This window comes from Pseudomonas sp. FR229a (genome assembly GCF_030209115.1).
Classification (GTDB): domain Bacteria; phylum Pseudomonadota; class Gammaproteobacteria; order Pseudomonadales; family Pseudomonadaceae; genus Aquipseudomonas; species Aquipseudomonas moraviensis_A.
Map to the genome: position 1 here is coordinate 416,588 of NZ_JARVSP010000008.1, position 26,268 is coordinate 442,855.

Annotated in this window: 23 protein-coding genes; 16 read left to right on the forward strand and 7 right to left on the reverse strand. The window is 60.5% G+C overall.

What is annotated here, in order from left to right; genetic code table 11:
- Positions 1 to 73: 73 nt before the first annotated feature.
- Positions 74 to 1,450: a glutamine synthetase family protein gene (locus QRN33_RS08540; RefSeq protein WP_039757469.1), complete on the reverse strand. Its 1,377-nt coding sequence runs from the start codon at positions 1,448 to 1,450 to the stop codon at positions 74 to 76.
- Between the two features lie 727 nt (positions 1,451 to 2,177).
- Here QRN33_RS08540 and QRN33_RS08550 point away from each other — a divergent pair.
- The 7 genes from QRN33_RS08550 to QRN33_RS08580 all read left to right on the forward strand — a co-directional run bounded on the left by QRN33_RS08550 (position 2,178) and on the right by QRN33_RS08580 (position 10,536).
- A complete protein-coding gene (locus QRN33_RS08550; protein ID WP_042607058.1) occupies positions 2,178 to 3,536 on the forward strand; it encodes a glutamine synthetase family protein in 1,359 nt (452 codons plus the stop codon).
- A gap of 56 nt (positions 3,537 to 3,592) precedes the next feature.
- The gene (locus tag QRN33_RS08555; RefSeq protein ID WP_285408026.1) at positions 3,593 to 4,957 is read left to right on the forward strand and encodes an aspartate aminotransferase family protein; all 1,365 of its coding nucleotides are present in this window, start codon (positions 3,593 to 3,595) and stop codon (positions 4,955 to 4,957) included.
- Positions 4,958 to 5,128: 171 nt separating this feature from the next.
- Positions 5,129 to 6,241 carry a polyamine ABC transporter substrate-binding protein gene (locus tag QRN33_RS08560; protein ID WP_042607056.1) on the forward strand — a complete coding sequence of 371 codons (1,113 nt, stop codon included), beginning with the start codon at positions 5,129 to 5,131 and terminating at the stop codon, positions 6,239 to 6,241.
- A 187-nt stretch (positions 6,242 to 6,428) separates the two neighbouring features.
- Positions 6,429 to 7,526 carry a polyamine ABC transporter substrate-binding protein gene (locus QRN33_RS08565; RefSeq protein WP_064364767.1) on the forward strand — a complete coding sequence of 366 codons (1,098 nt, stop codon included), beginning with the start codon at positions 6,429 to 6,431 and terminating at the stop codon, positions 7,524 to 7,526.
- 63 nt (positions 7,527 to 7,589) lie between these two features.
- Entirely contained in the window at positions 7,590 to 8,732 is a 1,143-nt protein-coding gene (locus QRN33_RS08570; RefSeq protein ID WP_064364702.1) for an ABC transporter ATP-binding protein, read from the forward strand.
- A 35-nt stretch (positions 8,733 to 8,767) separates the two neighbouring features.
- Complete coding sequence (locus QRN33_RS08575; RefSeq protein ID WP_173867416.1) at positions 8,768 to 9,649, forward strand: ABC transporter permease subunit; 882 nt, start codon at positions 8,768 to 8,770, stop codon at positions 9,647 to 9,649.
- Positions 9,646 to 10,536, forward strand: coding sequence for an ABC transporter permease subunit (locus QRN33_RS08580; RefSeq protein ID WP_042606507.1), 891 nt, complete (start codon positions 9,646 to 9,648; stop codon positions 10,534 to 10,536). Before QRN33_RS08575 ends, QRN33_RS08580 begins: the two co-directional genes overlap by 4 nt.
- A gap of 140 nt (positions 10,537 to 10,676) precedes the next feature.
- On the opposite strand, the gene QRN33_RS08585 is transcribed toward QRN33_RS08580, so the two are convergent.
- Positions 10,677 to 11,318 carry an HD domain-containing protein gene (locus QRN33_RS08585; protein WP_042606508.1) on the reverse strand — a complete coding sequence of 214 codons (642 nt, stop codon included), beginning with the start codon at positions 11,316 to 11,318 and terminating at the stop codon, positions 10,677 to 10,679.
- 224 nt (positions 11,319 to 11,542) lie between these two features.
- Here QRN33_RS08585 and QRN33_RS08590 point away from each other — a divergent pair, with 224 nt between their 5' ends.
- Complete coding sequence (locus QRN33_RS08590; RefSeq protein ID WP_064364706.1) at positions 11,543 to 12,508, forward strand: GlxA family transcriptional regulator; 966 nt, start codon at positions 11,543 to 11,545, stop codon at positions 12,506 to 12,508.
- A 201-nt stretch (positions 12,509 to 12,709) separates the two neighbouring features.
- Here the strand turns inward: QRN33_RS08590 and QRN33_RS08595 are convergent, their stop codons facing one another.
- Positions 12,710 to 15,118: a penicillin acylase family protein gene (locus tag QRN33_RS08595; RefSeq protein WP_285408033.1), complete on the reverse strand. Its 2,409-nt coding sequence runs from the start codon at positions 15,116 to 15,118 to the stop codon at positions 12,710 to 12,712.
- A 102-nt stretch (positions 15,119 to 15,220) separates the two neighbouring features.
- Positions 15,221 to 15,799 (reverse strand): DUF6436 domain-containing protein, encoded by a 579-nt coding sequence (locus QRN33_RS08600; protein ID WP_285408035.1) that lies wholly within the window; start codon positions 15,797 to 15,799, stop codon positions 15,221 to 15,223.
- A gap of 99 nt (positions 15,800 to 15,898) precedes the next feature.
- On the opposite strand from QRN33_RS08600, the gene bipL reads away from it, so the two are divergent.
- Positions 15,899 to 16,846, forward strand: a complete 948-nt coding sequence (bipL, locus tag QRN33_RS08605) for a phospholipase BipL (RefSeq protein WP_042606512.1) — start codon at positions 15,899 to 15,901, stop codon at positions 16,844 to 16,846.
- A gap of 130 nt (positions 16,847 to 16,976) precedes the next feature.
- Here the strand turns inward: bipL and QRN33_RS08610 are convergent, their stop codons facing one another.
- On the reverse strand, positions 16,977 to 17,708 hold the full coding sequence (locus tag QRN33_RS08610; protein ID WP_024014712.1) for a DUF2059 domain-containing protein: 732 nt from the start codon (positions 17,706 to 17,708) through the stop codon (positions 16,977 to 16,979).
- A 108-nt stretch (positions 17,709 to 17,816) separates the two neighbouring features.
- Here QRN33_RS08610 and QRN33_RS08615 point away from each other — a divergent pair, with 108 nt between their 5' ends.
- Together QRN33_RS08615 and QRN33_RS08620 are read left to right on the forward strand one after the other, a co-directional pair.
- Complete coding sequence (locus tag QRN33_RS08615; RefSeq protein ID WP_064364708.1) at positions 17,817 to 18,449, forward strand: 2OG-Fe(II) oxygenase; 633 nt, start codon at positions 17,817 to 17,819, stop codon at positions 18,447 to 18,449.
- Positions 18,450 to 18,451: 2 nt separating this feature from the next.
- The gene (locus tag QRN33_RS08620; protein ID WP_123417774.1) at positions 18,452 to 18,937 is read left to right on the forward strand and encodes a 2-thiouracil desulfurase family protein; all 486 of its coding nucleotides are present in this window, start codon (positions 18,452 to 18,454) and stop codon (positions 18,935 to 18,937) included.
- A gap of 225 nt (positions 18,938 to 19,162) precedes the next feature.
- On the opposite strand, the gene QRN33_RS08625 is transcribed toward QRN33_RS08620, so the two are convergent.
- Positions 19,163 to 19,726: a transporter substrate-binding domain-containing protein gene (locus tag QRN33_RS08625; protein ID WP_064364710.1), complete on the reverse strand. Its 564-nt coding sequence runs from the start codon at positions 19,724 to 19,726 to the stop codon at positions 19,163 to 19,165.
- 135 nt (positions 19,727 to 19,861) lie between these two features.
- On the opposite strand from QRN33_RS08625, the gene QRN33_RS08630 reads away from it, so the two are divergent.
- Positions 19,862 to 20,287 carry a DUF4399 domain-containing protein gene (locus QRN33_RS08630; protein WP_039757489.1) on the forward strand — a complete coding sequence of 142 codons (426 nt, stop codon included), beginning with the start codon at positions 19,862 to 19,864 and terminating at the stop codon, positions 20,285 to 20,287.
- Positions 20,288 to 20,409: 122 nt separating this feature from the next.
- Here the strand turns inward: QRN33_RS08630 and serA are convergent, their stop codons facing one another.
- A complete protein-coding gene (gene serA, locus QRN33_RS08635; RefSeq protein ID WP_025112046.1) occupies positions 20,410 to 21,639 on the reverse strand; it encodes a phosphoglycerate dehydrogenase in 1,230 nt (409 codons plus the stop codon).
- A gap of 206 nt (positions 21,640 to 21,845) precedes the next feature.
- Here serA and QRN33_RS08640 point away from each other — a divergent pair, with 206 nt between their 5' ends.
- The 4 genes from QRN33_RS08640 (at position 21,846) to QRN33_RS08655 (ending at position 26,207) form a co-directional block, all read left to right on the forward strand.
- Positions 21,846 to 23,240 (forward strand): D-2-hydroxyglutarate dehydrogenase, encoded by a 1,395-nt coding sequence (locus QRN33_RS08640; protein ID WP_285408145.1) that lies wholly within the window; start codon positions 21,846 to 21,848, stop codon positions 23,238 to 23,240.
- Between the two features lie 41 nt (positions 23,241 to 23,281).
- Positions 23,282 to 23,947 (forward strand): fumarylacetoacetate hydrolase family protein, encoded by a 666-nt coding sequence (locus tag QRN33_RS08645; RefSeq protein WP_285408041.1) that lies wholly within the window; start codon positions 23,282 to 23,284, stop codon positions 23,945 to 23,947.
- 301 nt (positions 23,948 to 24,248) lie between these two features.
- Entirely contained in the window at positions 24,249 to 25,172 is a 924-nt protein-coding gene (locus QRN33_RS08650; RefSeq protein WP_285408043.1) for an SdiA-regulated domain-containing protein, read from the forward strand.
- A gap of 117 nt (positions 25,173 to 25,289) precedes the next feature.
- Positions 25,290 to 26,207, forward strand: coding sequence for an SdiA-regulated domain-containing protein (locus tag QRN33_RS08655; protein ID WP_285408045.1), 918 nt, complete (start codon positions 25,290 to 25,292; stop codon positions 26,205 to 26,207).
- The last annotated feature ends 61 nt before the right edge of the window (positions 26,208 to 26,268 follow it).

Consider the following 26,268-nt stretch of genomic DNA (forward strand, 5'->3'; position numbering starts at 1 on the left):
GGGAAAGCAATCAGGCATAAAAAAGCGCTGCCGGCTGAAATAGCCGGCAGCGCTTTTTATTACCGCAAACCGTTTAAACGGTATGCAGATACCAGTTGTACTCAAGGTCGGAGATGGAGTGTTCAAACTCCTCCAGCTCGCTTTCCTTGCAGGCGACGAAGATATCGATGTACTTCGGATCGATGTACTTGGCCATCACCTCACTGTCGTCCAGCTCGCGCAGGGCATCGCGCAAGTTGTTCGGCAGGCTCTGTTCGTTCTGCTCGTAGCTGTTGCCTTCGACAGGTGCGCCCGGCTCGATCTGGTTGACCAGACCGTGGTGCACGCCGGCCAGTACCGAAGCCATCAGCAGGTACGGGTTGGCGTCGGCGCCGGCCACGCGGTGTTCGATACGCACGGCATCGGCCGAGCCGGTCGGTACGCGAATCGCCACAGTGCGGTTGTCCAGGCCCCAGCACGGCGAGTTCGGTACGTAGAACTGCGCGCCGAAGCGACGATACGAGTTGACGTTCGGGCAGAGGAAAGCCATCTGCGCCGGCAGGGTCTCGAGCACACCGCCGATCGCGTGACGCAGCGCGGCGTTCTGCTCGGGATCCTCGCTGGCAAAAATGTTTTTGCCGGCTTTGTCCAGAATCGAAATGTGTACGTGCAGACCGTTGCCCGCCTGGCCCGGATACGGCTTGGCCATGAAAGTGGTGTCCATTTCATGGTCGTAGGCGATGTTCTTGATCAGACGCTTGAGCAGCACTGCGTAGTCGCAGGCCTTGATCGGGTCGGCGACGTGGTGCAGGTTCACTTCGAACTGCGCCGGGGCACTTTCCTTGACGATCGCATCGGCCGGGATGCCTTGCTCTTTGGCGCCTTCGAGAATGTCCTGGAGGCAGTCGACGTATTCGTCGAGGTCGTCGATCAGGTAGACCTGAGTCGAGTGCGGACGTTTGCCGGAGATCGGCGAGCGTGGCGGCTGTGGACGGCCGTTCACGTTTTCCTGATCGATCAGGTAGAACTCGAGTTCGAAGGCGGCGCAGATGGTCAGGCCGAGCTCGTCGAACTTGGTCACCACCTGACGCAACACTTCACGGGGATCGGCGAAGAACGGGTCGCCTTCGAGTTCGTGCATGGTCATCAACAGTTGCGCGGTAGGGCGCTTCTGCCATGGCTCGTTGCACAGGGTATCGGGGATCGGATAGCAGATGCGATCGGCGTCGCCGATGTCCAGGCCCAGACCGGTGCTTTCCACCGTGGAGCCGTTGATATCCAGAGCAAATAGAGAGGCCGGCAGGTTGATGCCTTTCTCGTAAACCTTGTGGAGGCTGGTGCGTTCGATGCGCTTGCCGCGCACCACACCATTCATATCCGCAATCAGAAGGTCAACGTACAGAACCTCAGGATGTTCCTTAAGGAACGCGTTCGCTTCGTTAAGCTGAACGGCACGCGGGGGTACCGACATGATGCAACACCTTTGTTGTTAAAAATATCAATCATTGATCTTTTCTGGTTTCAGTCAACCCGAACGGCCTGCCGAAGTCAAGCGAGGCCTTTTTTGCCCCGAAAAAGCGCTTGAAGGGCATTTATGGGGCACTTTGGGGCGTTTTTTCAAACCTTGAACGTTGCTCAGCTGCGGGCTTGAGCAGGCCGTGTTGTATTTTTTACGGGGGTGTTGTGTAAAAAAATGAACAAGGCTAAGCTCCGGTCAAACCCATAACAGCAATAATACCGGGGTGCTTCATGTCTCGCCTGCCGTTAATCGGCATCACCGACTGCTCGCAACAGTCCGGTCTGCATGCTCATCACATCAGTGGCGATCAATCCGTCCGTAGCGCAGCCAGCAAGGCGCGCAGCCTGTCGACGAGACTCTCGTCAACAGTCGGCAAAACGGCAGCGTCCGATATTCTGGACGTCGGACACAGCATCCGCTTTATGGCGTCCCCCTCCACTATAGAACTCTTTCCCTCTCAAAGCCCACGCCGCGCTCAGCGTCGTGCTGTCGATTCTGCACGTTTGCAAAGTGCACGGGAAATGCAACACCAGCGCAAAGGGCAGGTAAGCTCCTCTTTCATTGTCTATGCGCGGTGCCAGGCGTAAGCCGGCACTGCGCGAGCAAGCCCCCTTAACGCGACGCCCCAAGCGTCAAAATTGCCTGACATCGCGTCAGGAGACTCAGCCCAGAGGCATTTATGAGTAACAACCTCGACCAGCTCACCGATTGGTTGAAAGACCGCAAGATCACAGAAGTCGAATGCATGATCGCTGACTTGACCGGGATCACCCGGGGCAAGATTTCGCCGACCAACAAGTTCATCGCCGAAAAAGGCATGCGGCTGCCGGAGAGCGTACTGTTGCAGACCGTGACCGGCGACTACGTCGAAGACGACATCTATTACGAACTGCTCGACCCGGCCGACATCGACATGATCTGCCGCCCCGACCAGAACGCGGTGTACCTGGTGCCGTGGGCCATCGAGCCGACCGCGCAGGTGATCCACGACACCTACGACAAGCAAGGCAACCCGATCGAGCTGTCGCCGCGCAACGTGCTCAAGAAAGTCCTGAAGCTGTATGCCGACAAGGGCTGGCAGCCGATCGTGGCGCCGGAAATGGAGTTCTACCTGACCAAGCGCAGCGACGACCCCGACTATCCGTTGCAGCCGCCGATCGGCCGCTCGGGCCGTCCGGAAATCGGTCGGCAGTCGTTCTCCATTGAGGCGGCCAACGAATTCGACCCGCTGTTCGAAGACGTCTACGACTGGTGCGAACTGCAGGAGCTGGACCTCGATACGCTGATCCACGAGGACGGCACGGCGCAGATGGAAATCAACTTCCGTCACGGCGACGCCCTGTCGCTGGCCGACCAGATTCTGGTGTTCAAGCGCACCATGCGTGAAGCCGCGCTCAAGCACGACGTGGCCGCGACATTCATGGCCAAGCCAATGACCGGCGAGCCGGGCAGCGCCATGCACCTGCACCAGAGCATCATCGACATTCAGACTGGCAAGAACGTTTTCTCCAACGAAGACGGGACCATGAGCCAACTGTTCCTGCATCACATTGGTGGCCTGCAGAAACTGATCCCCGAGCTGTTGCCGTTGTTCGCGCCGAACGTCAACTCGTTCCGCCGCTTCCTCCCGGACACCTCGGCACCGGTGAACGTCGAGTGGGGCGAGGAGAACCGCACCGTCGGCCTGCGCGTACCGGATGCCGGCCCGCAGAACCGCCGCGTGGAAAACCGTCTGCCGGGCGCCGATGCCAACCCGTATCTGGCGATCGCCGCGAGCCTGCTCTGCGGCTACATCGGCATGGTCGAGGGCCTCAACCCGAGCGCGCCGGTGGTCGGTCGTGGTTACGAGCGCCGCAACCTGCGCCTGCCGCTGACCATCGAAGATGCGCTGGAGCGCATGGAGAACAGCAAGACCGTCGAAAAATACCTCGGCAAGACCTTCATCACCGGCTACGTCGCGGTCAAGCGGGCCGAGCATGAAAACTTCAAGCGCGTGATCAGTTCCTGGGAGCGTGAGTACCTGCTCTTCGCCGTCTGATACGCCAGGCGCGGCGGCCAGCCGTCGCGCCTTCACCGATAACAAGGAGAATTGGCATGACCAGCAACAACCCGCAAACCCGTGAGTGGCAAACGCTGAGCAGCGATCACCACCTGGCCCCGTTCAGTGATTTCAAGCAACTGAAAGAGAAGGGCCCGCGGATCATCACCAACGCCAAGGGCGTTTACCTGTGGGACAGCGAAGGCAACAAGATCCTCGACGGCATGGCCGGCCTGTGGTGCGTGGCGATCGGTTACGGCCGCGATGAACTGGCCGATGCCGCCGCCAAACAGATGCGCGAACTGCCGTACTACAACCTGTTCTTCCAGACCGCCCACCCGCCAGCGCTGGAACTCGCCAAGTCGATCGCCGACGTCGCGCCTGAAGGCATGAACCATGTGTTCTTCACCGGTTCCGGCTCCGAAGGCAACGACACCATGCTGCGTATGGTTCGCCACTACTGGGCGATCAAGGGCCAGCCGAACAAGAAAGTCATCATCAGCCGCAAAAACGGTTATCACGGTTCCACCGTGGCCGGCGCGAGCCTCGGCGGCATGACCTATATGCACGAGCAGGGCGACCTGCCGATTCCGGGCATCTTCCACATCGCGCAGCCGTACTGGTTCGCTGAAGGCGGCGACATGTCGCCGGAAGAGTTCGGCATCTGGGCGGCCAATCAGCTGGAAGAGAAGATTCTCGAAGTCGGCGTCGACAACGTCGGTGCCTTCATTGCCGAGCCGATCCAGGGTGCCGGTGGCGTGATCATTCCGCCCGATACCTACTGGCCGCGCATCAAGGAAATCCTTGCCAAGTACGACATCCTTTTCGTCGCCGATGAAGTGATCTGCGGTTTCGGCCGTACCGGTGAGTGGTTCGGTAGCGATTTCTACGACCTTGCGCCTGACATGATGACCATCGCCAAGGGCCTGACTTCCGGCTACATCCCGATGGGTGGGCTGATCGTGCGTGATTCGGTGGTGGCCGTGCTCAATGAAGGCGGCGATTTCAACCACGGTTTCACTTACTCCGGGCACCCGGTGGCAGCAGCGGTGGGCCTGGAAAACATCCGCATCCTGCGCGAAGAAAAAATTATCGAGAACGCCCACAACGAAACGGCACCGTATTTGCAGAAACGTCTGCGCGAGCTGAACGATCACCCATTGGTGGGTGAAGTTCGCGGCGTCGGTCTGCTGGGGGCGATCGAGCTCGTGCAGGACAAGGCCACGCGCAAGCGTTATGAAGGCAAGGGCGTCGGCATGATCTGCCGGCAGTTCTGCTTCGACAACGGCCTGATCATGCGCGCAGTCGGCGACACCATGATCATCGCGCCGCCGCTGGTGATCAGCAAAGCCGAGATCGATGAGCTGGTTACAAAAGCACGCAAGTGTCTGGACCTGACCCTCAATGCGCTGCAGGCCTAGGTGCTAGGCTTTGAGCGGGGGAGCTGCGGTGCACTCGCTCAAAGCTGTCAGAAAGGCTGGTCTTTTGTTGAAAGACCGCCTCGGATCTTGCCAGACTAGCCGCGGTTCCGGTTGTCCGGGTTCGGCCGCTGAACAAAGTGGTTCAAAAAAGAAAAATTTGGAGCATGACGCATGAAGGCATTAGGTAAAAAGCTAGCTGGCAAGACTCTGCTCGCGCTGTCCATGGCGGGCATGATGGCGGGTGCGGTGCACGCGGACGACAAGGTACTGCACGTCTACAACTGGTCCGACTACATCGCGCCGGACACCGTGGCCAACTTCGAGAAAGCCACCGGGATCAAAGTCGTCTACGACGTCTTCGACAGTAACGAAACCCTGGAAGCCAAGCTGCTGGCCGGCAAATCCGGTTACGACATCGTGGTGCCTTCCAACAACTTCCTCGCCAAGCAGATCAAGGCCGGCGTCTACCAGGAGCTGGACAAGTCCAGACTGCCGAACTGGAAAAACCTCGACGAAGACCTGCTCAAGGCTGTTGGCGACGCCAGCGACCAGGGCAACAAGCACGCCTTTCCGTATATGTGGGGCTCGATCGGCATTGGCTACAACCCGGCCAAGGTCAAGGCTGCGCTGGGCATCGACAAGATCGATTCGTGGGATGTGGTATTCAAACCGGAAAACATCGAGAAACTCAAAAGCTGCGGCGTGAGCTTCCTGGATGCACCGACCGAAATGATTCCGGCGGCATTGCACTACCTGGGCAAACCGACCAACAGCAAGGACAAGGCTGACCTCAAAGCCGCCGAAGACCTGTTCCTGAAGATCCGTCCTTCGGTTGCCTACTTCCACTCGTCCAAGTACATCTCGGACCTGGCCAACGGCAACATCTGCGTCGCCGTCGGTTACTCGGGTGACCTGGAGCAATCCAAGACCCGCGCTCAGGAAGCCGGTGACAAGGTCAAACTGGCCTACACCATTCCGAAAGAAGGCGCTGGTACTTTCTACGACATGGTCGCCATTCCCAAGGATGCCGAAAACGTCGAAGCCGCCTACAAGTTCATGAACTACCTGCTGGAGCCGCAAGTGATGGCCGGCATCACCAACGCCGTGCGTTTCCCGAACGGCAACAAGGCCGCGACGCCTCTGGTGGACAAGGACATCACCAGCGACCCGAGCATCTATCCGTCGGCTGAAGTGAAGAAGCAGCTCTATGCGATCAGCGATCTGGACGCCGCGACACTGCGTCTGATCACTCGCAGCTGGACCAAGATCAAATCGGGCAAATAAGCCGGTTTGTCGCCACAACCACTGGCCGTCGTCGCCGCGACGGCGGCCAGCGGATAATTAAATGACAGAAAGTTTTGCTGGATCGGTTTTTCGAAGGTAAGTTGCGCGCCGGTTTTGTTGTCGGGCAGCCATGGCTGTCATGCAGCGCGGGGGCAACTTGGGCCCAATCAATCTAGAGGACCTCCACTTGCCTGTATTTTCTTCTTTGCGCAAAGCCCTGCTGGCCGCTGCCGGCCTGACCATCGCTGTCGGAGCCCACGCCGCCGGTACGGTGCATATTTATAACTGGTCCGATTACATCGGCGAATCGACCCTGGCCGACTTCGAGAAAGAGACCGGAATCAAACCGGTCTACGACGTTTTCGATTCCAACGAAACCCTGGAAGGGAAGCTGCTCGCCGGGCGCACCGGTTACGACGTGGTCGTGCCGTCGAACCACTTCCTTGGCAAGCAGATCAAGGCGGGCGCGTTCCAGAAGCTCGACAAGACCCAGTTGCCGAATTATTCCAACCTCGACCCGGCGCTGCTCAAGCGTCTGGAGCAGAACGATCCGGGCAACCTCTACGCCGTACCGTATCTGTGGGGCACCAACGGCATTGGCTACAACGTCGACAAGGTCAAAGCCGTGCTCGGCATCGACAGGATCGATTCCTGGGCCGTGCTGTTCGAACCGGAAAACATCAAGAAACTGCACAGCTGTGGCGTCGCGTTCCTCGATTCGGCAGATGAAATGATGCCGACCATGCTCAATTACCTGGGCCTGAACGCCAACAGCACCAACACCAAGGACTACGAAAAAGCCACCGCCAAGCTGCTCGCGGTGCGTCCTTATGTGACCTATTTCCACTCCTCGAAGTACATCGGCGACCTGGCCAACGGCGACATCTGCGTGGCGATCGGTTTCTCCGGCGACATCTTCCAGGCGAAGAACCGTGCCGAGGAAGCCAAGAAGGGCGTCAACATCGCCTACTCGATTCCGAAAGAGGGCGGCGCGCTGTGGTTCGACATGCTGGCGATCCCCAAGGATTCGTCCAACGTCAAGGAAGCCCACGCCTTCATCAATTATTTGCTGAAACCTGAGGTGATTGCCCAGGTCAGTGATTACGTCGGTTACGCCAACCCCAATCCGGGTTCGGACAAGCTGATGGAACAATCCATTCGCACCGATGAAGCGGTTTACCCACCGCAAGCAGTCCTCGACAAGACCTACGTGTCGACCGAGTTGCCAGCCAATATTCAGCGTTTGATGACCCGCAGCTGGACCAAGGTCAAGTCGGGCAAATAACGCACAAACTATCCAGGGTTCGTCTTGCGTGGCGAACTGCTGCTTCTGTTGGGAGTTTCGTAAATGGCAGTTGCCTCCGGCGCCTACAAGAAAGCCCTCGAGGGCGACCAGACACCGAAACAGGTGCTGGTCAAAATCGACCGGGTCACGAAGAAGTTCGACGAGACGATTGCCGTGGACGACGTGTCCCTGGAAATCAAGAAGGGTGAGATCTTCGCCCTGCTCGGCGGTTCGGGATCGGGCAAATCCACCTTGCTGAGGATGCTGGCAGGCTTCGAACGGCCCACGGAAGGGCGGATTTTCCTCGACGGCGTCGACATCACCGACATGCCGCCGTACGACCGTCCGATCAACATGATGTTCCAGTCCTACGCCCTGTTCCCGCACATGACCGTGGCGCAGAACATCGCCTTCGGCCTGCAGCAGGACAAGATCCCCAAGGCCGAGATCGACGCACGTGTGGCCGAGATGCTCAAGCTGGTGCAGATGAGCCAGTACGCCAAGCGCAAGCCGCATCAACTGTCCGGCGGTCAGCGTCAGCGCGTGGCCCTGGCCCGTTCGCTGGCCAAGCGGCCGAAGCTGCTGCTGCTCGACGAGCCGATGGGCGCGCTGGACAAGAAACTGCGCTCGCAGATGCAGCTGGAACTGGTGGAAATCATCGAGCGCGTCGGCGTGACCTGCGTGATGGTGACCCACGACCAGGAAGAGGCCATGACCATGGCCGAGCGCATCGCGATCATGCACCTGGGCTGGATCGCGCAGATCGGCAGCCCGATCGACATCTACGAAACCCCGACCAGCCGTCTGGTCTGTGAATTCATCGGCAACGTCAACATCTTCGAAGGCGAAGTCATCGACGACGCCGAAGGCCACGCGACCATCACCTGCAAGGACCTCGACCGGCAGATCTACGTCGGCCACGGCATCAGCACCTCGGTGCAGGACAAGTCGGTCACCTACGCGATTCGTCCGGAGAAGCTGCTGGTCACCGCCGATCAACCGACCTGCGAGTACAACTGGTCGAGCGGCAAGGTCCACGACATCGCCTATCTGGGCGGGCACTCGGTGTTCTACGTCGAATTGCCAAGCGGCAAACTGGTGCAGTCGTTTGTCGCCAACGCCGAACGTCGCGGCGCGCGTCCGACCTGGGGCGATCAGGTCTACGTGTGGTGGGAAGACGACAGTGGCGTGGTACTTCGCTCATGAACATGCGCAAATTCAAACGCCGCATCAACCGAATCATCCCCAATGGCCGGCAGCTGGTCATCGGGGTGCCGTTCATCTGGCTGTTCCTGTTCTTCATGCTGCCGTTCTTCATCGTTCTGAAGATCAGCTTCGCCGAAGCCGACGTGGCGATCCCGCCGTACACCGAGATCTACACCTACGCCGAGCAGAAGCTGCAACTGCTGCTGAACCTGGGCAACTACGCGATGCTCGGCGACGACGAGCTGTACATCGCCGCCTACCTCGGCTCGCTGAAAATGGCCTTCATCAGCACCGTGCTCTGCCTGCTGATCGGTTATCCGATGGCCTACGCCATCGCCAGCGCGCGCAAAGAGCTGCAAACGGTGCTGGTGCTGCTGATCATGATGCCGACCTGGACCGCGATCCTGATCCGCGTCTACGCGTGGATGGGTATCCTGAGCAACAACGGCCTGCTCAACGGTTTCCTGATGAGCATGGGCCTGATCGACGAGCCGCTGCAGATCCTCAACACCAACCTCGCCGTGTATATCGGTGTGGTCTATTCGTATCTGCCGTTCATGATCCTGCCGCTGTACGCCAACTTGGTCAAACATGACCAGAGTCTGCTGGAAGCCGCGTCTGACCTGGGTTCGAGCACCTTCAACAGCTTCTGGAAGATCACCATTCCGCTGTCCAAGAACGGCATCATCGCTGGCTGCATGCTGGTGTTCATTCCAGTGGTCGGCGAATTCGTCATTCCAGAACTGCTCGGCGGTCCGGAAACCCTGATGATCGGCAAGGTGCTGTGGCAAGAATTCTTCAATAACCGCGACTGGCCGGTGGCGTCCGCGCTGGCGGTGGTGATGCTGGCGATCCTGATTGTGCCGATCATCCTGTTCAACCGCAGTCAGGCCAAGGAAATGGAGGGTAAAGAATGAAGCGCTTCCGTTTCTCCAGCCTGATGCTGGTACTGGGTCTGATCTTCATCTATCTGCCGATGCTGATCCTGGTGATCTACTCGTTCAACGCCTCGAAACTGGTAACGGTGTGGGGCGGCTGGTCGATCAAGTGGTACGTCGGCCTGCTGGACAACTCGCAATTGATGGGCTCGGTGCTGCGCTCGCTGGAAATCGCCTGCTACACGGCGGTTGCTGCGGTGGCGCTGGGTACACTGGCGGCGTTCGTGCTGACCCGCATCACTCACTTCAAGGGTCGCACGCTGTTCGGCGGCCTGGTGACTGCGCCACTGGTCATGCCGGAAGTGATCACCGGTCTGTCGCTGTTGCTGCTGTTCGTGGCGATGGCGCAGATGATCGGCTGGCCGCAGGAACGCGGCATCGTCACCATCTGGATTGCGCACACCACGTTCTGCGCGGCGTATGTGGCAGTGGTGGTGTCGGCGCGTCTGCGTGAGCTGGACCTGTCGATCGAAGAGGCGGCGATGGACCTGGGGGCGCGGCCGTGGAAGGTATTCTTCCTGATCACCATCCCGATGATCGCGCCATCGCTGGCGGCGGGCGGGATGATGTCGTTCGCGCTGTCGCTGGATGACCTGGTGCTGGCGAGCTTCGTTTCCGGCCCGGGTTCGACGACCCTGCCGATGGAAGTGTTCTCGGCGGTGCGGCTCGGTGTGAAGCCGGAGATCAACGCGGTGGCCAGCCTGATTCTGCTGGCGGTGTCGCTGGTGACCTTCCTCGTCTGGTTCTTCAGCCGCCGCGCCGAAGAAGCACGCAAGAAAGCCATCCAGCAAGCCATCGAAGAAAGCGCCGCCGATTCGTGGAAGCAACCGGACGCGCGTCGCGCCCCTGCGCCACAGGCTGTGTGAGCCGAAGGGTTGGTCTCATTTCCGAGGCCAACCCAAATCCAGACTGTAGGAGTGAGCCTGCTCGCGATAGCGGAGTGTCAGCCAGGCATTATTCGGCTGACACTCCGCTATCGCGAGCAGGCTCGCTCCCACAGTTCGTTTTAGGCAGTCCAGGGAGATTGGCGGATGACTTCGACGAAATTCATCGGCTTGAATCCCGGCTCCTGATCCACCAGCACATCGGTCTTCACATTGCCGAACGTGGTCTGCGGACGATGGCGCAAGCCATCGGCGAACGCGCAGATGATGCACTCCTTGAAACCCTCCCCGCGTGGATGCGCATGCACCACGGCTTCGCGCTGCACGCTGCTGAAGGCCGCGTAGTCCATGCCCAGCACGTCCATCTCCACCCCGGCCGTCACCAGTGCCACGGTCGGGCGCAGATGCTTGGGCACGCCCGGCGTGGTGTGCAATGCAATCGACAGCCACACCTGCTCGATGTCGTCGTCGCTCAGCCCGTACGGCTTGAGAAACGCTGCCGCGGCATTCGCGCCGTCCACCTCGAAACGTTCGTCATCGCTGCGATGGCCTGCGACCAGACCAAGGTCATGGAACATCGCGCCGACGTACAGCAACTCCGGGTTGTAGGCGAGTTGCTGGCGCTCGCCGCTCAAGGCACCGAACAGAAACACTCGACGCGAGTGGTGATAGAGCAGGTCGGATTCGATGTCGCGGATGTATTCGGTGGTGGCCCGGGCGAGGGCGCTGTCAGGGATCTTGATGCCGGCGATGGTGCTGGTCATAACGGTTTCCTCGTCGAAAACGCCGTCGTGGCGCTGCTGGAGAAAGTCTGTTCCCGGCGCGCCAGGCGAGCAATCGAGTCATGGCTGCGATCCTTGCCATTGCACCTGCAAATCGTGCCAAGCTCGCTTGTCGGGTGTGGATTGGCCAGGTTGGCTCGATCAACAGGCCAGGCACGCTCCCACAGGTTGGTGTGTTTGTCACAGGTATTGAGGACGTTTGAGCCATGAACAAATCCGTCGCCATCGTGGTATTCCCTGGCGTGCAGTCACTGGATGTCAGCGGCCCCATGGACGTGTTCGCCGAAGCCAACCGCTTCCTCGCGCCGCAGGATCACTATCGCTTGCAAGTGATCGGCCTCGAGCACGGGCCGATGGCCTGTTCCAACGGCATGAGCCTGAACGCCCACTGCCACTTCAGCGAAGCAACCGATAGCCCCGACCTGTTGCTGGTCGCTGGCGGCCCGCAATTGCCGTTCATGGATTTCGGCCCGACGTTCGACGCCTGGCTGCGTGACGCCTGTGGTCGCGCCCGGCGTTGCGGCTCGATCTGCAACGGCGCGTTCATGCTCGCCCGCGCCGGTTTGCTCGAGGGGCGCACCGTCACCACGCACTGGAACGATGCCGAGGCGCTTGCGCAGTTGTGCCCCACCACGCGGGTCGAGGCGGATCGCCTGTATGTCGAGGACGGCACGCTCTACACCTCGGCCGGGGTCACGGCGGGCATTGATCTGTCGCTGTACCTGTTGGCGCGCGATCACGGTGCCGAGGTGGCGCTGAGTGTGGCGAAACGGCTGGTGGTGTTCACCCAGCGCTCGGGCGGGCAATCGCAGTTCAGCCCGTTCCTCACGCCGCATGCCGAACCGACATCAGCGGTGGCGCTGGTGCAGCTGTATGTGTTGGCCAATCTCACCGGCGACCTGACGATTGCCGATCTGGCCAATGCAGCGAACATGAGTGCGCGCAATTTCTCGCGGGTGTTCGCGCGAGAAGCCAAAGTGACCCCGGCGGAATTCGTCGAACGGGCGCGGGTGGACGCAGCGCGGGTCATGCTGGAAAGCACCACGGCGCCGTTGAAAACCGTGGCGTATCAGTGCGGGTTTCGGGATGCGCAGCATATGCGCAGTGTGTTCAACCGGCGCTTGGGCGTGACGCCGCAACAGTTTCGGCTGAATTTTGCGCTGGATGTCTGATCCGGGCTTGAGCTCGAAAGCCCTCACCCCAGCCCTCTCCCAGAGGGAGAGGGGGCCGACCGCGGTGTCTGGCGTGTTACATCGACCTGAAAGACCTTATCGATTATGGATTCGGTGCCAATCTTGCACGTCGGCGTTTCTCCCCAATATCCCCCAATCGGTCCCCTCGCCCTCTGGGAGAGGGCTAGGGTGAGGGGCTCTTCAGGGCTTGCGCGCAGGCAACAGCTTCAACGTACTCCGCGTATTCGCCAGCACCTCTTCCTCGCTGAAATGCGCCTGCACATAAATCCCCTCCACATACGCCTCGGCCTGATCGTCATAGTGACTGTCCAACGGCACGCCGCTCTGGCCGACCGGATTGATCGTCAAGGCATGCACCGCATCGGCAAAATCCACCAGACGCCGGGTCGACGGTCCATAGGTCACCGGCCATGGCGCCGGGCCGATTTTCGCCGAGAGGTTGTTCGGCACTTCGTGGCTGCCTGGCGCCGCGAACGGGCCGACATTGAACAGCCGATCCAGTGGCTTCTGCTGGCCCAGCGGATGGCCGTGGGTCAGGGTGTGCGCCGCGCCCCACTGCCAACCCGCCACATCGTCGCCGAGGGTCAGTTGCAGATGCTGCATGCTCGCCGCCCATGCCGTGCGCACTATGTCGGCGCGGGTTTCTCTGACCGGCGTGCTGCGATTGTCCCACCAAGGTGAATCAGCTCTCGCCGCCAGTCGCGGCAAGGCGGAATCGATAACCCGCGTCGACAGCATCGTTTCGAAAAAGTCATCGCCCAACTCATCGCGCATCGCCCCGTCGGCAAGGTCGTAGAGGAACTGGTTGAACACCGTCGCGCTGACCGAATCCAGCGGATAGTCGCCGGGCCATTGCGCCAATTGCTCGACCAGTTTGCGTTGCGCCGGATCGCTCACCACTTCACGCAACACCGGCAACAGCGGCGCCAACAGACGCGGGCCGTAGCCGGTCGTCGTGCCCAGCTGCAGTTTCTGGTTGGCCTCGTTGCTCCACTTCACCCGGTTGTCGCTGAGCTGACGATCAAGCTGCTGGCCGCGATCGGCGAGGTTGTAGTAACCGGGAATCTCCATGCCGGTCGGCGATACCGGCTGGAAGTTGGCCGAGACGATATAGCCGCGCGCCGGGTTCTCCTCCTGCGGGTTGGCGCTGAACGGGTAGTAGCCGTCCTTGTCCGCCTCAGGCGTGCTGCCGTCGAGAATGAAGCCCGGTTTTACCCCGGCCGGACGTTTCGGCAGCAAGGCCGAGGCCCACCAGGCGATATCGCCCTTGGCGTTGGCGTAAACCAGATTCAGACCCGGCGCCTGCACCTTGGCCGCCGCCGCGCGGGCCTTGGCCAACGTGTCAGCGCGGTTGAGCTGGTAAAAGCCGTCGAGGATCGGGTTGGGTGTTTCGAGGAATGCCCACCACATCGCAATCGGGGTCTTGCCGGCGGCGCTGCCGAGGGCATCGTTGACGATCGGCCCATGCGGCGACTGGCGCAAGGTGATCGTCACCGGCGCCTGACCCTTCACATTGATCTGTTGCTTGCTGACGAGCAGGTCGGTCCATTGGCCGCGATACCAGACCTGATCGGGATTGTCAGGGTTGACCTTCTCGGCGATCAGATCGAGGTCATCGTTCTGGAACATGGTCAGGCTCCAGCCGAAATCGAGGTTGTGCCCCAGAAACGCGAACGGCACCAGCGCCTGATGATGGCCGTACAACTCGAAGCCCGGCGCCGACAGCTGCGCTTCGTACCAGACCGACGGCACCGAAAAACGGATGTGCGGATCGCCGGCCAGCAACGGCTTGCCACTCTGGCTGCGGCTGCCGGCGATGACCCAAGCGTTGCTGCCCTCGAACTGCGGCAGACCGTTGTCGATCAGTGCCTGTTCGCTGAGGCGGGCGAGGGCGGTGAGGTCCTGCCAGTCGCCGGCGGCGAGGGCTGGCGGATGCCTGGTGTGATCCGTGGCAAGTACGCCTTTGGCCTGCCATTCAAGATCGAACACATTGAGGTAATCGGCGCCGAGCTGATCGCGCACGTAGGTCAGCAGCGGCTCGGTGCGAAACGCGGCGGCAAAGCTGTAGGCCATGTAACCGGCGACGCTGATGCTGTCTTCGGCGGTGAACGGCCGCTTGGGGATGCCCAGCACGTCAAACTCGATCGGCGCAGCGTGGCTGTCCTGATACTGGTTGATGCCATCCAGATAGGCTTGCAGGCCCTTCCACGCCGGCGACTGCTTATCCAGGCTGGCGACGTAACTGGTGGCGCGCTCGCGGATGCGCAGGCTGCGAAACAGCTTGTCGGTGTCGAGCAGTTTCGGCCCGAGCACTTCGGCCAGCTCACCGCGGGCGAGGCGACGCAGGGCTTCCATCTGGAACAGGCGATCCTGCGCGTGCACATAACCGAGGGCGCGATAGAGGTCGGTTTCGTTCTCGGCGCGGATATGCGGCACACCGCGCTCGTCATAGCGCACGGTCACCGAGCCTTGCAGGTTATGCAGCTGGACCTGGCCCTGGCGCGTCGGCTGCTTGCTGTAGATATACCCGCCAGCGGCGCAGAGCAGGACAACGACCAGCAGGGCAACGACGATCAACGCACGCTTCATGGTGACTCCTTGTGCAGGCGGGAGGGCCGCCCGTCGGGCTGCAAACATTTAGCACAGAGCATCTGTGCGGTGCAGCGCTGTCCTTGAAAAGTCCGGAATGCCTTACCGCGCATCCGCCGGCCACGGACAATAACAACCCACCGCCAAGGTGTGCGTAGCGTTCACCGGGCGGTCTTCCGTCAGGGCATGCAGGATCGGTTCGATAAAGCTGTTGCTGGAGTTGCAGGTCAGGCCTTCGCTGTACGGGCCGAAGTAGGCCAGTTTGCCGCTGCGATCCCAGATCGCCACGGCGGGGCTGGCGGGAATCTGTTCGGAGCCGGGCAGGACGATGATGGTTTTCAGGCCGGCGAGGGTGGCGGGCAACTGACCGTGGCTGCCGGGTTTTTGCACGGCGAAGAACTCCACGCCCCGCGCGCCGAACTGTTCGACCATCTCGCTCAGGTGCTGTTGATTGCCGACGTTGCACGGACAGGCCGGGTCCCAGAAGTGCACGAGACGGATATTGCCCGGCCCGGCGAGGTCGTCCGGCAGGCGCAGCGGATCGCCGGAAAACACCGCCGTGTGTTCACCGAACGCACGCAGATAGCGGCCCTGAAACCAGTCATACGCCGCCCACAGCACCCCGGCGCAGATCAGCGCGAGCAGGCTGGCGAACAGTGCGGTGCGGTAGGGCGAACGCATGGTTTCGGAATCTGAAAAGGTTGGCTAGCTTGCCATGCTTGCTCCGACAGATGAATATCGCAGGCCGATAAAGTCCGTTAACCGCTTTGGAATGTGCGCATGCCCGATACTTTCGACCCCGATCATTTACGCGCGAGCCTCAAGCCGTTGGCCGAGTGGCAGCCGTTATCGGATGAGGCGAAGGCTTATCAGCGCTTCTACAAGACCGACTTCGCCGAGCGCGATGTCTGGCGCGGCATGGGTCGTTTCGAGGTCGATGGCTACGAACTGGTCAGCCATTGCTGGTGGCCGGAGAAGGTCAAGGCGACGCTGTTTCTGCTGCACGGTTACTACGATCACATCGGCCTGTACCGGCATGTGATCGAGTGGGCGCTGGATCAGGATTTCGCGGTGATTGCCTGCGACTTGCCGGGGCATGGGCTGTCGAGCGGGCCGCGGGCGAGCATCCGCGATTTCGCTGAATATCAGCACATGCTGCAAGCGTTGTTCGCTGAAGCGACTTCGATCGCGCTGCCGCAGCCGTGGCATTTGTGCGGGCAGAGCACCGGGGGCGCGATTGTCGTCGATCACCTGCTCAACCATGGCGAGAACAGCCCGGCGCAGGGGCAGGTGATTCTGCTGGCGCCGCTGGTGCGACCACGGGCCTGGGGCTGGTCGCAGTTGAGTTATTACCTGCTGCGGCCATTTGTTCGCGGCGTCGCGCGGCGCTTCAGCGAAAATTCCAACGATCCGGACTTTCTGCCGTTTCTGCAGGCCGATCCGTTACAGCCAAGACGTCTGCCAACGAAATGGGTGGGCGCGTTGTCGCGCTGGATCATCCGTGTCGAGCACGCGAAAAAAAGTCCGCGACGGCCGCTGATCATTCAGGGACAGGCGGACATGACCGTCGACTGGCAGCACAATCTGCAGGTGTTGAAGTGGAAGTTCGACCGCCCGCAGATTCTGCTGCTGGCCGAGGCGCGGCATCACCTGGCCAATGAGACGGTAGAGATGCGTGAGGAGTATTTCGAGTTCTTGAGCAAGCGGATCAGGGGCCGGAATCTGTAGCCGCTGGGCGGGCCTCTTCGCGAGCAGGCTCGCTCCCACGGGGAAGTCGGGGGGGCACAAATTTTGTGTCCGCTGAGGACTCAATGTGGGAGCGAGCCTGCTCGCGATGCGATCATTCAGGCAACGACGATCACTGGCCGACCGCCAACCCCGCCCGAATCGCCGCCAGCGCCGCCTGATAGTAAGCCTTGCCCTCGGTCGACTCGGCAAACGTCGCAAACTCTTCCAGCTCTTCATCCGACAAATCGCGATAAACGTAGAGCAGGGTGTTGTTCAGATCGGCGCCGATCTGATCCATCAGCCGCTGGCGCTGACCATTCAACATGCCCTGCGCCTGACCGCCACCGAGCAATCCCGGGATCATCGAACTCAAACTGTCCGCCGCGACGCCGGCAATCGCCAGACTGACCTCGGCGCCAGCCTCCCGGGCCGGCAAGGCTTGCGCCAGGTGGCCGATGATCAGCAAACGACTGTCGCTGGCCTGCATTTTTGGCAGGCCCTGGGCATTTTTCGCCAGTTGATCGCGGCGGGTCGCGAGCAGTTCGGCGGCGACGATTTTCTTGCCCAGCGGTGACTGGAAAAAGGTCAGCGCCGGTTTCGGATCAGCGAGTTTCTGTCGCAGTTGCGCTTCGGCGCGTTGATCCATGGCCTGCGCGGCGAACCGCTGGTTGCTGTTGTTGACCAGTGCTTGAAACACCGCAGGCGGCAGGCTGTTCTGATAGCGCTGCTGGGCGGCGCTCAGGGCATCGTTGAAATGCGCGCGTTGTTCTGGCCAGCCGGCGACCTTGTACAACTGATCGTGGCCGTCCGCCCAGGCGGGCAATACGCAGAACATCAACAGTGAAAAAAGCAAACGGCGCATAGGGACTCCTGTCAGCAGCGGACTATTGTCCGTGCGGTGCCGGTACTTGTCGAGAATTCGTAGCAAGCCGCTGCGTGGCTCTGTCGGATTTATTGCCGTCGGCATACTATGCGCGCCATGCCGATATCCTCTGAACACCCACTGCTGTTACGCATTGTCGATGACCTGGCCGAACACGGCTGGTCGCAGCAGAACATCTTCCTGCCCGCCGATCTGACCCGGGCGCTGGCGGCCGAGTGCCGTAAACGTGAGGCCGAAGGTGAACTGGCGCCGGCGGCGGTCGGGCGCGGGCCGTTTTCAGAGATTCGCGAGGGTATTCGTGGCGATCACATTCAGTGGATCGACCCCGGCCAGGCCGACGCTACCGACCGCTATCTGAGCCTGATGGACAGTCTGCGCGAGGCGCTCAATCGCGGTCTGTTTCTGGGCCTCGAAGATTTCGAATGCCATTTCGCCCTGTACCCGCCCGGCGCGTTTTATCGCAAGCACGTCGACCGCTTTCGCGATGACGACCGACGCATGGTGTCGGCGGTCATCTACCTCAACGACGCCTGGCTGCCGGAGGACGGCGGCCAGTTGCGCATGTACTTGAACGATGAGCGTGTGCACGATGTGCAACCTACCGGCGGCTGCCTGGTGGTGTTTCTCTCCGGCGAAGTGCCCCACGAGGTGCTGCCGGCCCATCGCGAGCGGCTGTCGTTGACCGGGTGGTTTCGTCGCCGTGGCAACGAGCCGTTCTGAGCATGGAAAAGATTCTGGTCAGCCGCTGCCTGTTGGGCCATCGCGTGCGTTATGACGGTGGCGCGAGTGGTCCGTTTGATCTGCTTGAGCAGTGGATTGCCGAGGGCCGCGTAGTGCCGTTGTGTCCTGAGGTGGCCGGTGGTTTGCCGACGCCGAGGGCGGCGGCGGAGATTCCCGGCGGGCAGGGCGGTGAGGTGCTGGATGGCAATGCTGCTGTCATCACTACCGAAGGCGAGGATGTCAGTGCGCAGTTTCTCGAAGGTGCGCGGCAAGCGCTGGAACTGGTGCAACGGCACGGCATCAGGGTGGCGGTGCTCAAGGCCAACAGCCCTTCGTGCGGGAATCTGCTGACGTATGACGGGACGTTCAGTGGGGTCAAGGTCAGTGGCGAAGGGGTGACGGCGGCGTTGCTCAGGCGTCATGGTGTTCGGGTGTTCAATGAGCTAGAGCTGGATGAGGCGGCGGTGGCTTTGGCAGCTTTGGACTGATCCGCAATAGTTGCCCTCACCCCAGCCCTCTCCCGGGGGGAGAGGGGGCCGACCGAGGTGTCTGGCGCTGTCCATCGACCTGAAAGACCTTGGCGATTATGGGTTCGGCAAAGCCATGATCAGTCGATTTCGGATTCGGTATAGCAATCCCAAGTCGGCGTACCTCTAAAGCATTCCCGGATCAGTTCTCTCTCCCTCCGGGAGAGGGTTAGGGTGAGGGGGCTCTTACGGTTTCAACCACTTCTGCGACAACGCCGCCAACCGCCCATCCGCCTTGATCCGTTCCAGCGCGCTCTTGAGGCTGGCCTGAAACGCCGGATTGCCCTTTTGAAACGGAATCGCCAGTTCCACCGGCGCCGCCGCTTTCGGCTTCTCTTCGGTCAACGCCTGCACCAGCACCATCGGCCGTGGCGTCTCGTCCTTCTTCGCGAGCAGTTGCCCATCGACCTCGCCGTACGGCTCGCTGAAGTCGAAACGATCCTTGAGTTCGGGTGTCAGTGCTATGTGGTTGAGCGCGACGTCGTACTTGCCGCTTTCTACGCCCTGGAGCAGATCGCCCTCGTCGGTGACGATGAAATCGGCGCGTACATCCAGCTCCTTGGCAAGAAGTTGCCCAAGCTCGACCTCGAACCCCGTGAGTGTGTCGCCTTCCTTGTAATTGAAGGGCGGTGTATTAGCCTCAATGGCTATGCGCAACTCGCCACGGTCGTTGACGTCATCAATCAGTTCGGCGTGAGCCAGCGGGCTTAAAAGGGGTAGCAGGCAGATCAGGCCAGGCAGCAAGCGCATGGTCACTCCTTTGAAATCATTATCGCGACGCTCTGATTCAGGCTCGCTTTGCTATGGTTGTCGAGTGCCTTCGACAACGAATGGTCATGAAGTTGTCATGACCGTGCGGATTTTACGGAAAAACTGGAGAAGAAAATGAAAAGCTTTATGTCACGTGCAGCGTTGGCCGGTGTGCTGATGGGTGTTTCGGTGCTGGCCAGTGCGGCAACGCCGGCTCCCAAGGATGCTGAAGTGTTCATCGTTTCTCCCGAGGACGGCGCTACGGTCTCCCAGGAATTCAAAGTCAAGTTCGGCGTCAAGAACATTGCGCTGGCCCCGGCGGGTGATACCACCAAGAACACCGGCCACCATCATCTGCTGATCGACGTCGACGACCTGCCGGCCGAAGGCGCGCCGATCCCGACCGACGCGCACCACATGCATTTCGGCAAGGCGCAGACCGAAGCCACGATCAAACTGGCCCCCGGCAAGCACACCTTGCAATTGATCCTCGGCGACAGCGGCCACATGCCGTTCGACCCATCGATCGTTTCGGAAAAAATCACGGTTAACGTGAAATAAAAAAAGGGAGCCCTTCGGGGCTCCCTTTTTTATTCAGCTACAAGTGGCTGGCTGCAAGCGGCAAGTTAAAACAAGAGCGCTGTTCACTTGCCGCTAGTAGCTTGAAGCTTGCCGCTGCTTTTCTAGAACAGGACGCGACTACGGATAGTACCGTTGACGTGTTGCAGCTTCTCTTGCGCCAGCTCCGAGTACTCGGCGTCGACGTCGATCACCACGTAGCCGACCTTCTCGTTGGTCTGCAGGAACTGACCGGAGATGTTGATGCCGTTTTCGGCGAAGACCTTGTTGATCTCGCTCATCACACCCGGGATGTTCTCGTGGATGTGCAGCAGGCGGTGCTTGCCAGGGTGAGCCGGCAGGGCCACTTCCGGGAAGTTGACCGACGACACCGAAGTACCGTTGTCGCTGTACTTGACCAGTTTTTCCGCCACTTCCAGACCGATGTTGGCTTGCGCCTCGGCGGTCGAGCCACCGATGTGCGGGGTCAGGATCACGTTGTCGAGGCCACGCAGCGGGCTTTCGAACTCTTCGTCGTTGGAGCGTGGCTCCACCGGGAACACGTCGATGGCTGCGCCGATAAGGTGCTTGTCCTTGATCGCGTCCGCCAGGGCGTCGAGCTCGACCACGGTGCCGCGTGCAGCGTTGATCAGGATGCCGCCCTTCTTGATGGCGCGGATTTCCTTCTCGCCGATCATCCACTGGGTCGCCGCGGTTTCCGGGACGTGCAGGGTGACGATGTCGGACATGCCCAGCAGCTCATGCAGATTGCCGACCTGGGTAGCGTTGCCCAGTGGCAACTTGGTCACGGTGTCATAGAAGAACACCTGCATGCCCAGGCCTTCCGCCAGAACCGACAACTGCGTACCGATCGAGCCGTAGCCGACGATGCCGAGCTTCTTGCCACGGATCTCGAACGAGTTGGCCGCGGATTTGATCCAGCCGCCACGGTGGCAGGAAGCGTTTTTCTCAGGGATGCCGCGCAGCAGCAGGATCGCTTCGGCCAGTACCAGTTCCGCTACGGAACGAGTGTTGGAGTACGGCGCGTTGAACACGGCGATACCGCGCTCGCGGGCCGCACTGAGGTCAACCTGGTTGGTGCCGATGCAGAAACAGCCGACCGCGACCAGTTTCTTCGCGTGATCGAAGATCTCTTCGGTCAGTTGCGTGCGCGAGCGAATGCCGATGAAGTGAGCGTCAGCGATCTTTTCCTTGAGCTGGGCTTCCGGCAAGGAGCCAGTCAGGTATTCGATGCTGGTGTAGCCCGCCGCCTTGAGGACGTCGACAGCCGATTGGTGGACGCCTTCGAGAAGAAGGAACTTGATCTTGCTCTTATCGAGAGAAGTCTTGCTCATCTGCGTAAACCTGTATCCCGGAGAAAAATGGCAGGGAGGGGCGCAGCCTGGAGCTGACCCAAACGGCAGGAAAGCCGTCACCGCGGATCTGGCCTTGGGCACTGTCCTGCGGGGTCGGTATGCTAGCATAGCCACCCCGCTAAACACTCATTCCTGCGACGTGAAGCGTTCTCAGGATGACCATGAATTGTTCGAGAGTTCTGTCGATGACCAATCCTGCGCTGATTGATGAACTGAAGACCCTGGTTGAGCCCGGCAAAGTCCTCACCGACGCCGACTCCCTGAATGCTTACGGCAAGGATTGGACCAAGCACTTCGCCCCGGCGCCGAGCGCTATCGTGTTTCCCAAGACCATCGAGCAAGTGCAGGCCGTGGTGCGTTGGGCCAACACCCACAAGGTCGCGCTGGTGCCGTCCGGCGGGCGCACCGGGTTGTCCGCCGCTGCGGTGGCGGCCAATGGCGAAGTGGTGGTGTCGTTCGATTACATGAACCAGATTCTCGACGTCAACCTCACCGACCGCACCGCTGTATGCCAGCCGGGCGTGGTCACTGAGCATCTGCAGAACATCGCTGAAGAAAACGGCCTGTACTACCCGGTCGACTTCGCCTCGGCGGGTTCCAGCCAGATTGGCGGCAACATCGGCACCAATGCCGGCGGGATCAAAGTGATTCGCTACGGCATGACGCGCAATTGGGTGGCCGGCATGAAGGTCGTCACCGGCAAGGGCGACGTGCTCGAGCTGAACAAGGACCTGATCAAGAACGCCACCGGTTATGACCTGCGTCAGCTGTTCATTGGCGCCGAAGGCACCCTCGGCTTCGTCGTCGAAGCGACCATGCGCCTTGATCGCGCACCGAAAAACCTCACCGCCATGGTCCTCGGCACCGCCGATTTCGATTCGATCATGCCGGTGCTGCACGCCTTCCAGGGCAAGCTCGACCTGACCGCGTTCGAATTCTTCTCCGACAAGGCCCTGGCCAAGGTCATGGACCGCGGCGACGTGCCGGCGCCGTTCGACACCGAGTGCCCGTTCTACGCCCTGCTGGAATTCGAAGCGACCACTGAAGAAGTGGCCAACAGCGCGCTGGAAACCTTCGAACACTGTGTCGAACAAGGCTGGGTACTCGACGGCGTGATGAGCCAGAGCGAAACCCAACTGCATAATCTGTGGAAGCTGCGCGAGTACATCTCCGAAACCATCTCCCACTGGACGCCGTACAAGAACGACATCTCGGTGACCGTTTCCAGGGTGCCGGCGTTCCTGCGCGAAATCGACGCGATCGTCGGTGAGCACTATCCGGATTTCGAAATCGTCTGGTTCGGCCACATCGGCGACGGCAATCTGCACCTGAACATCCTCAAGCCGGAAAACCTGAGCAAGGACGAGTTCTTTGCCAAGTGCGCCACCGTCAACAAGTGGGTGTTCGAAACCGTCGAGAAGTACAACGGCTCGATCTCGGCCGAACATGGCGTGGGCATGACCAAGCGTGATTACCTGACCTACAGCCGCTCACCGGCCGAGATCGAGTACATGAAAGCGGTCAAGGCAGTGTTCGACCCGAACGGCATCATGAACCCGGGGAAGATTTTCCCGGTGTGATCGGTAATCTCTGTTGAATCAATGAAGGCAGGAGTCGGTAAATGAGCTATCAGCACCAGTACGTCGACGGCACGCGCATCCACTTCCCGATCGGGAAAGTCGTGTGCATTGGCCGCAATTACGCCGAACACGCCAAGGAACTGGACAACCCGGTGCCGACCGGGCCGCTGCTGTTCATCAAGCCGGGCAGTTGCGTGGTGCCGCTGGAAGGCGGTTTCAGCATTCCGACCGAGCGCGGTTCGGTGCACTACGAAGCGGAAATCGCTGTGTTGATCGGCAAGCCGCTGTCGACCAAACCAAGCCGCGAAGAAGTCCTCGATGCGATCTCCGGTTTCGCCCCGGCGCTGGACCTGACCCTGCGCGACAAGCAGGCCGAGCTGAAAGCCAAGGGCCTGCCGTGGGAAATCGCCAAGTCGTTCGACGGCGCGGCGGTGATCGCGCCGTTCGTGGTCGGTAGCACTTTCGCTGACCTGACCGACATCGGCATCCGCCTGACCATCAACGGCGAAGTGCGCCAGGACGGCAACAGCAGCGCGATGCTCAATCCGATCGTGCCGATGATCCAGCACATGGCCGGCTGCTTCTCGCTGCAGGCCGGCGACGTGATCCTTACCGGTACGCCGGTGGGTGTCGGCCCGCTGAACGTCGGGGACGAGATCGTCCTTGAACTGCCGGGGGCGAGCAGCTTCAGCAGTAGCGTGCGCTAACTTGTAGGGATGTCCACTGCACCTGTGGCGAGGGAGCTTGCTCCCGCTGGACTGCGCAGCAGGCCCCTGCTTTTTGCAGTAAAAAAAGCGGGGCCGCTTCGCGCCCCAGCGGGAGCAAGCTCCCTCGCCACAATTGCCCCTTGCCATCTTGGTTATGTGTTGTGGCCCGCAAACGCACACGCCAATCCCACCATTTCCCGTTTTTTTCACATCCTCTCTGGATAATTTCCGCGATTGCGGCGTCTCAGCCGGCCTCTTTGTGCTATTACCCTTGGCCTGAATTTACGGAACGCGTCCCTTGATGGCATCTCGAACTCAGCAGAAACCCACCCTCCGTTCCCGCTTCGCTCTGCGCTGGTATGTCTGGCTGTTGCTGGCCATCGTGGCGGCTTATGGGCTGGCGTTTGCCATGCACTGGGATGATCGTGGTGTGCTGTGGGTGCTGGAGCGCTTCGAGAGCAAGGCCGAGCAGAAGGAGAGCGTGTGGCTGCCGGACTATCAGGTGGTGATCGATGCCAAACCGTTGCCGGGCATGGAGAAGGACGAAGCTTCCGACCTGGCTTACAACCCGCAGACCAAAACCCTGTTTTCGGTGATGGGCAAAAATCCGTTCCTCGCTGAGCTGACACTGCAGGGCGAGGTGCTGCGCAAGATGCCGCTGGTGGGCTGGAGCAATCCCGAAGGTCTGACGGTCATGGAAAACGGCCTGATGGCGATTGTCGATGAGCGCCAGCACACGTTGTCGATCGTCAAGGTCGACGCCGGTACCCGCGAGCTGAACATGGCCGACTTCCCTAAATACGACCTCGGGCCGTCGAAAGACCAGAACAAGGCCTTTGAAGCCATCACCTGGGATCCGCGCAATCATCAGCTTGTGCTGGGTGAAGAACGCCCGCCAGCGCTGTTCACCTGGAAGAGCGATGGCAGTCAGACGCTGATCGGCGACAAGCAGAAGCTGGCCAGTGACGAGCTCGACATTCGCAATCTCTCGGCGCTGGCGGTCGATCCGCGCACTGGCCATCTACTGGTGTTGTCGGCCGATTCGCACCTGTTGCTGGAACTGGACGAGCGTGGCGAGCAAGTCAGCTTCATGACCTTGCTCGGCAATTTCAACGGTCTGAAAGACACCATTCCCCGCGCCGAAGGCCTGACCATGGACGAAGACGGCACGCTGTACATGGTCAGCGAGCCGAACCTGTTTTATCGCTTTGAGAAGCACAGGTAATTTTCCCTACGACAAACGCGGAATCGTGTGGTTGTCCTGGCAGGCAACTGGCCATTAAGCTTCAATTCAGACGGGCGTGATATTTCATCGGCCTGTCTTGAACCCGAGCCTGCCTGAATGCGTCGACTTGCCCGTCCCAAACCGTTGATTCTTGTCCTGTTGATGATTTCTCTGATCGCGTTGCTCGCGATCGGCCAGTACCTGCGCCTGTTCGAGCGCGCCTGGTTCAACCTGCACACCCTGTGGCAGCCGTTGAGCAGCGAGGCCATTGGCCTGGATCAATATCGGGTGACCATCGAAGCGCGGCCGATCGACGGGCTCGACGATGACGTTTCGGCGCTGACCTACGATCCGGTGCGCAAAAGCCTGTTCACCGTGACCAACAAGAATTCCGAACTGATCGAACTGTCGCTGGAAGGCAAGATCCTGCGGCGCATTGCTTTGGTCGGGTTCGGCGATCCTGAAGCGGTCGAGTACATCAGTGCCGACACCTACGTCATCACCGACGAGCGCCAGCAACGCCTGATCAAGATCCACCTCGACGCCGACACCACGTTCCTCGACGCCGAAGATGCCGAGCAGATGACCTTGGGCGTGCACATGGCCAGCAACAAGGGTTTCGAGGGGCTGGCTTACGACTCGGTGGGCAAACGCCTGTTCGTGGCGAAAGAACGCGACCCCATGCTGATCTATGAGGTCCACGGTTTTCCGCATTTCAAACCGGACAAGACCTACGCCGTGCACGTGATCAACAACCCCAAGCGCGATGCCGGGATGTTCGTGCGTGACCTGTCGAGTCTGCAGTACGACGAACGCAGCGGGCACTTGCTGGCGCTGTCGGACGAGTCGCGCTTGATTATCGAACTGGATGTCGACGGCCGCCCGTTGAGCACCATGTCGATCAGCGGCGGACGCCAGGGTTTGCAGAAAACCGTGCCGCAGGCCGAGGGGATTGCGATGGACGATGACGGCACGTTGTATCTGGTGAGTGAGCCGAATCTTTTCTACGTCTTCAAAAAGCCAACTTCAGACTAACCATCACCACAAAACCCTGTAGGAGTGAGCCTGCTCGCGATAGCGGTCTGTCAGTCAACAT

What these genes read in the sequence shown, in the direction of transcription:
- QRN33_RS08625 (WP_064364710.1), bottom strand. Translation starts at nt 19,726, where the DNA reads ATGCGCTTGCTGCCTGGCCTGATCTGCCTGCTACCCCTTTTAAGCCCG.
- QRN33_RS08640 (WP_285408145.1), top strand. Translation starts at nt 21,846, where the DNA reads ATGACCAATCCTGCGCTGATTGATGAACTGAAGACCCTGGTTGAGCCC.
- QRN33_RS08655 (WP_285408045.1), top strand. Translation starts at nt 25,290, where the DNA reads ATGCGTCGACTTGCCCGTCCCAAACCGTTGATTCTTGTCCTGTTGATG.
- QRN33_RS08590 (WP_064364706.1), top strand. Translation starts at nt 11,543, where the DNA reads ATGAACAAATCCGTCGCCATCGTGGTATTCCCTGGCGTGCAGTCACTG.
- QRN33_RS08615 (WP_064364708.1), top strand. Translation starts at nt 17,817, where the DNA reads ATGCGCGCCATGCCGATATCCTCTGAACACCCACTGCTGTTACGCATT.
- QRN33_RS08580 (WP_042606507.1), top strand. Translation starts at nt 9,646, where the DNA reads ATGAAGCGCTTCCGTTTCTCCAGCCTGATGCTGGTACTGGGTCTGATC.
- QRN33_RS08630 (WP_039757489.1), top strand. Translation starts at nt 19,862, where the DNA reads ATGAAAAGCTTTATGTCACGTGCAGCGTTGGCCGGTGTGCTGATGGGT.
- QRN33_RS08610 (WP_024014712.1), bottom strand. Translation starts at nt 17,708, where the DNA reads ATGCGCCGTTTGCTTTTTTCACTGTTGATGTTCTGCGTATTGCCCGCC.
- bipL (WP_042606512.1), top strand. Translation starts at nt 15,899, where the DNA reads ATGCCCGATACTTTCGACCCCGATCATTTACGCGCGAGCCTCAAGCCG.
- QRN33_RS08645 (WP_285408041.1), top strand. Translation starts at nt 23,282, where the DNA reads ATGAGCTATCAGCACCAGTACGTCGACGGCACGCGCATCCACTTCCCG.
- serA (WP_025112046.1), bottom strand. Translation starts at nt 21,639, where the DNA reads ATGAGCAAGACTTCTCTCGATAAGAGCAAGATCAAGTTCCTTCTTCTC.
- QRN33_RS08540 (WP_039757469.1), bottom strand. Translation starts at nt 1,450, where the DNA reads ATGTCGGTACCCCCGCGTGCCGTTCAGCTTAACGAAGCGAACGCGTTC.
- QRN33_RS08550 (WP_042607058.1), top strand. Translation starts at nt 2,178, where the DNA reads ATGAGTAACAACCTCGACCAGCTCACCGATTGGTTGAAAGACCGCAAG.
- QRN33_RS08650 (WP_285408043.1), top strand. Translation starts at nt 24,249, where the DNA reads ATGGCATCTCGAACTCAGCAGAAACCCACCCTCCGTTCCCGCTTCGCT.
- QRN33_RS08555 (WP_285408026.1), top strand. Translation starts at nt 3,593, where the DNA reads ATGACCAGCAACAACCCGCAAACCCGTGAGTGGCAAACGCTGAGCAGC.
- QRN33_RS08600 (WP_285408035.1), bottom strand. Translation starts at nt 15,799, where the DNA reads ATGCGTTCGCCCTACCGCACCGCACTGTTCGCCAGCCTGCTCGCGCTG.
- QRN33_RS08560 (WP_042607056.1), top strand. Translation starts at nt 5,129, where the DNA reads ATGAAGGCATTAGGTAAAAAGCTAGCTGGCAAGACTCTGCTCGCGCTG.
- QRN33_RS08620 (WP_123417774.1), top strand. Translation starts at nt 18,452, where the DNA reads ATGGAAAAGATTCTGGTCAGCCGCTGCCTGTTGGGCCATCGCGTGCGT.
- QRN33_RS08570 (WP_064364702.1), top strand. Translation starts at nt 7,590, where the DNA reads ATGGCAGTTGCCTCCGGCGCCTACAAGAAAGCCCTCGAGGGCGACCAG.
- QRN33_RS08585 (WP_042606508.1), bottom strand. Translation starts at nt 11,318, where the DNA reads ATGACCAGCACCATCGCCGGCATCAAGATCCCTGACAGCGCCCTCGCC.
- QRN33_RS08595 (WP_285408033.1), bottom strand. Translation starts at nt 15,118, where the DNA reads ATGAAGCGTGCGTTGATCGTCGTTGCCCTGCTGGTCGTTGTCCTGCTC.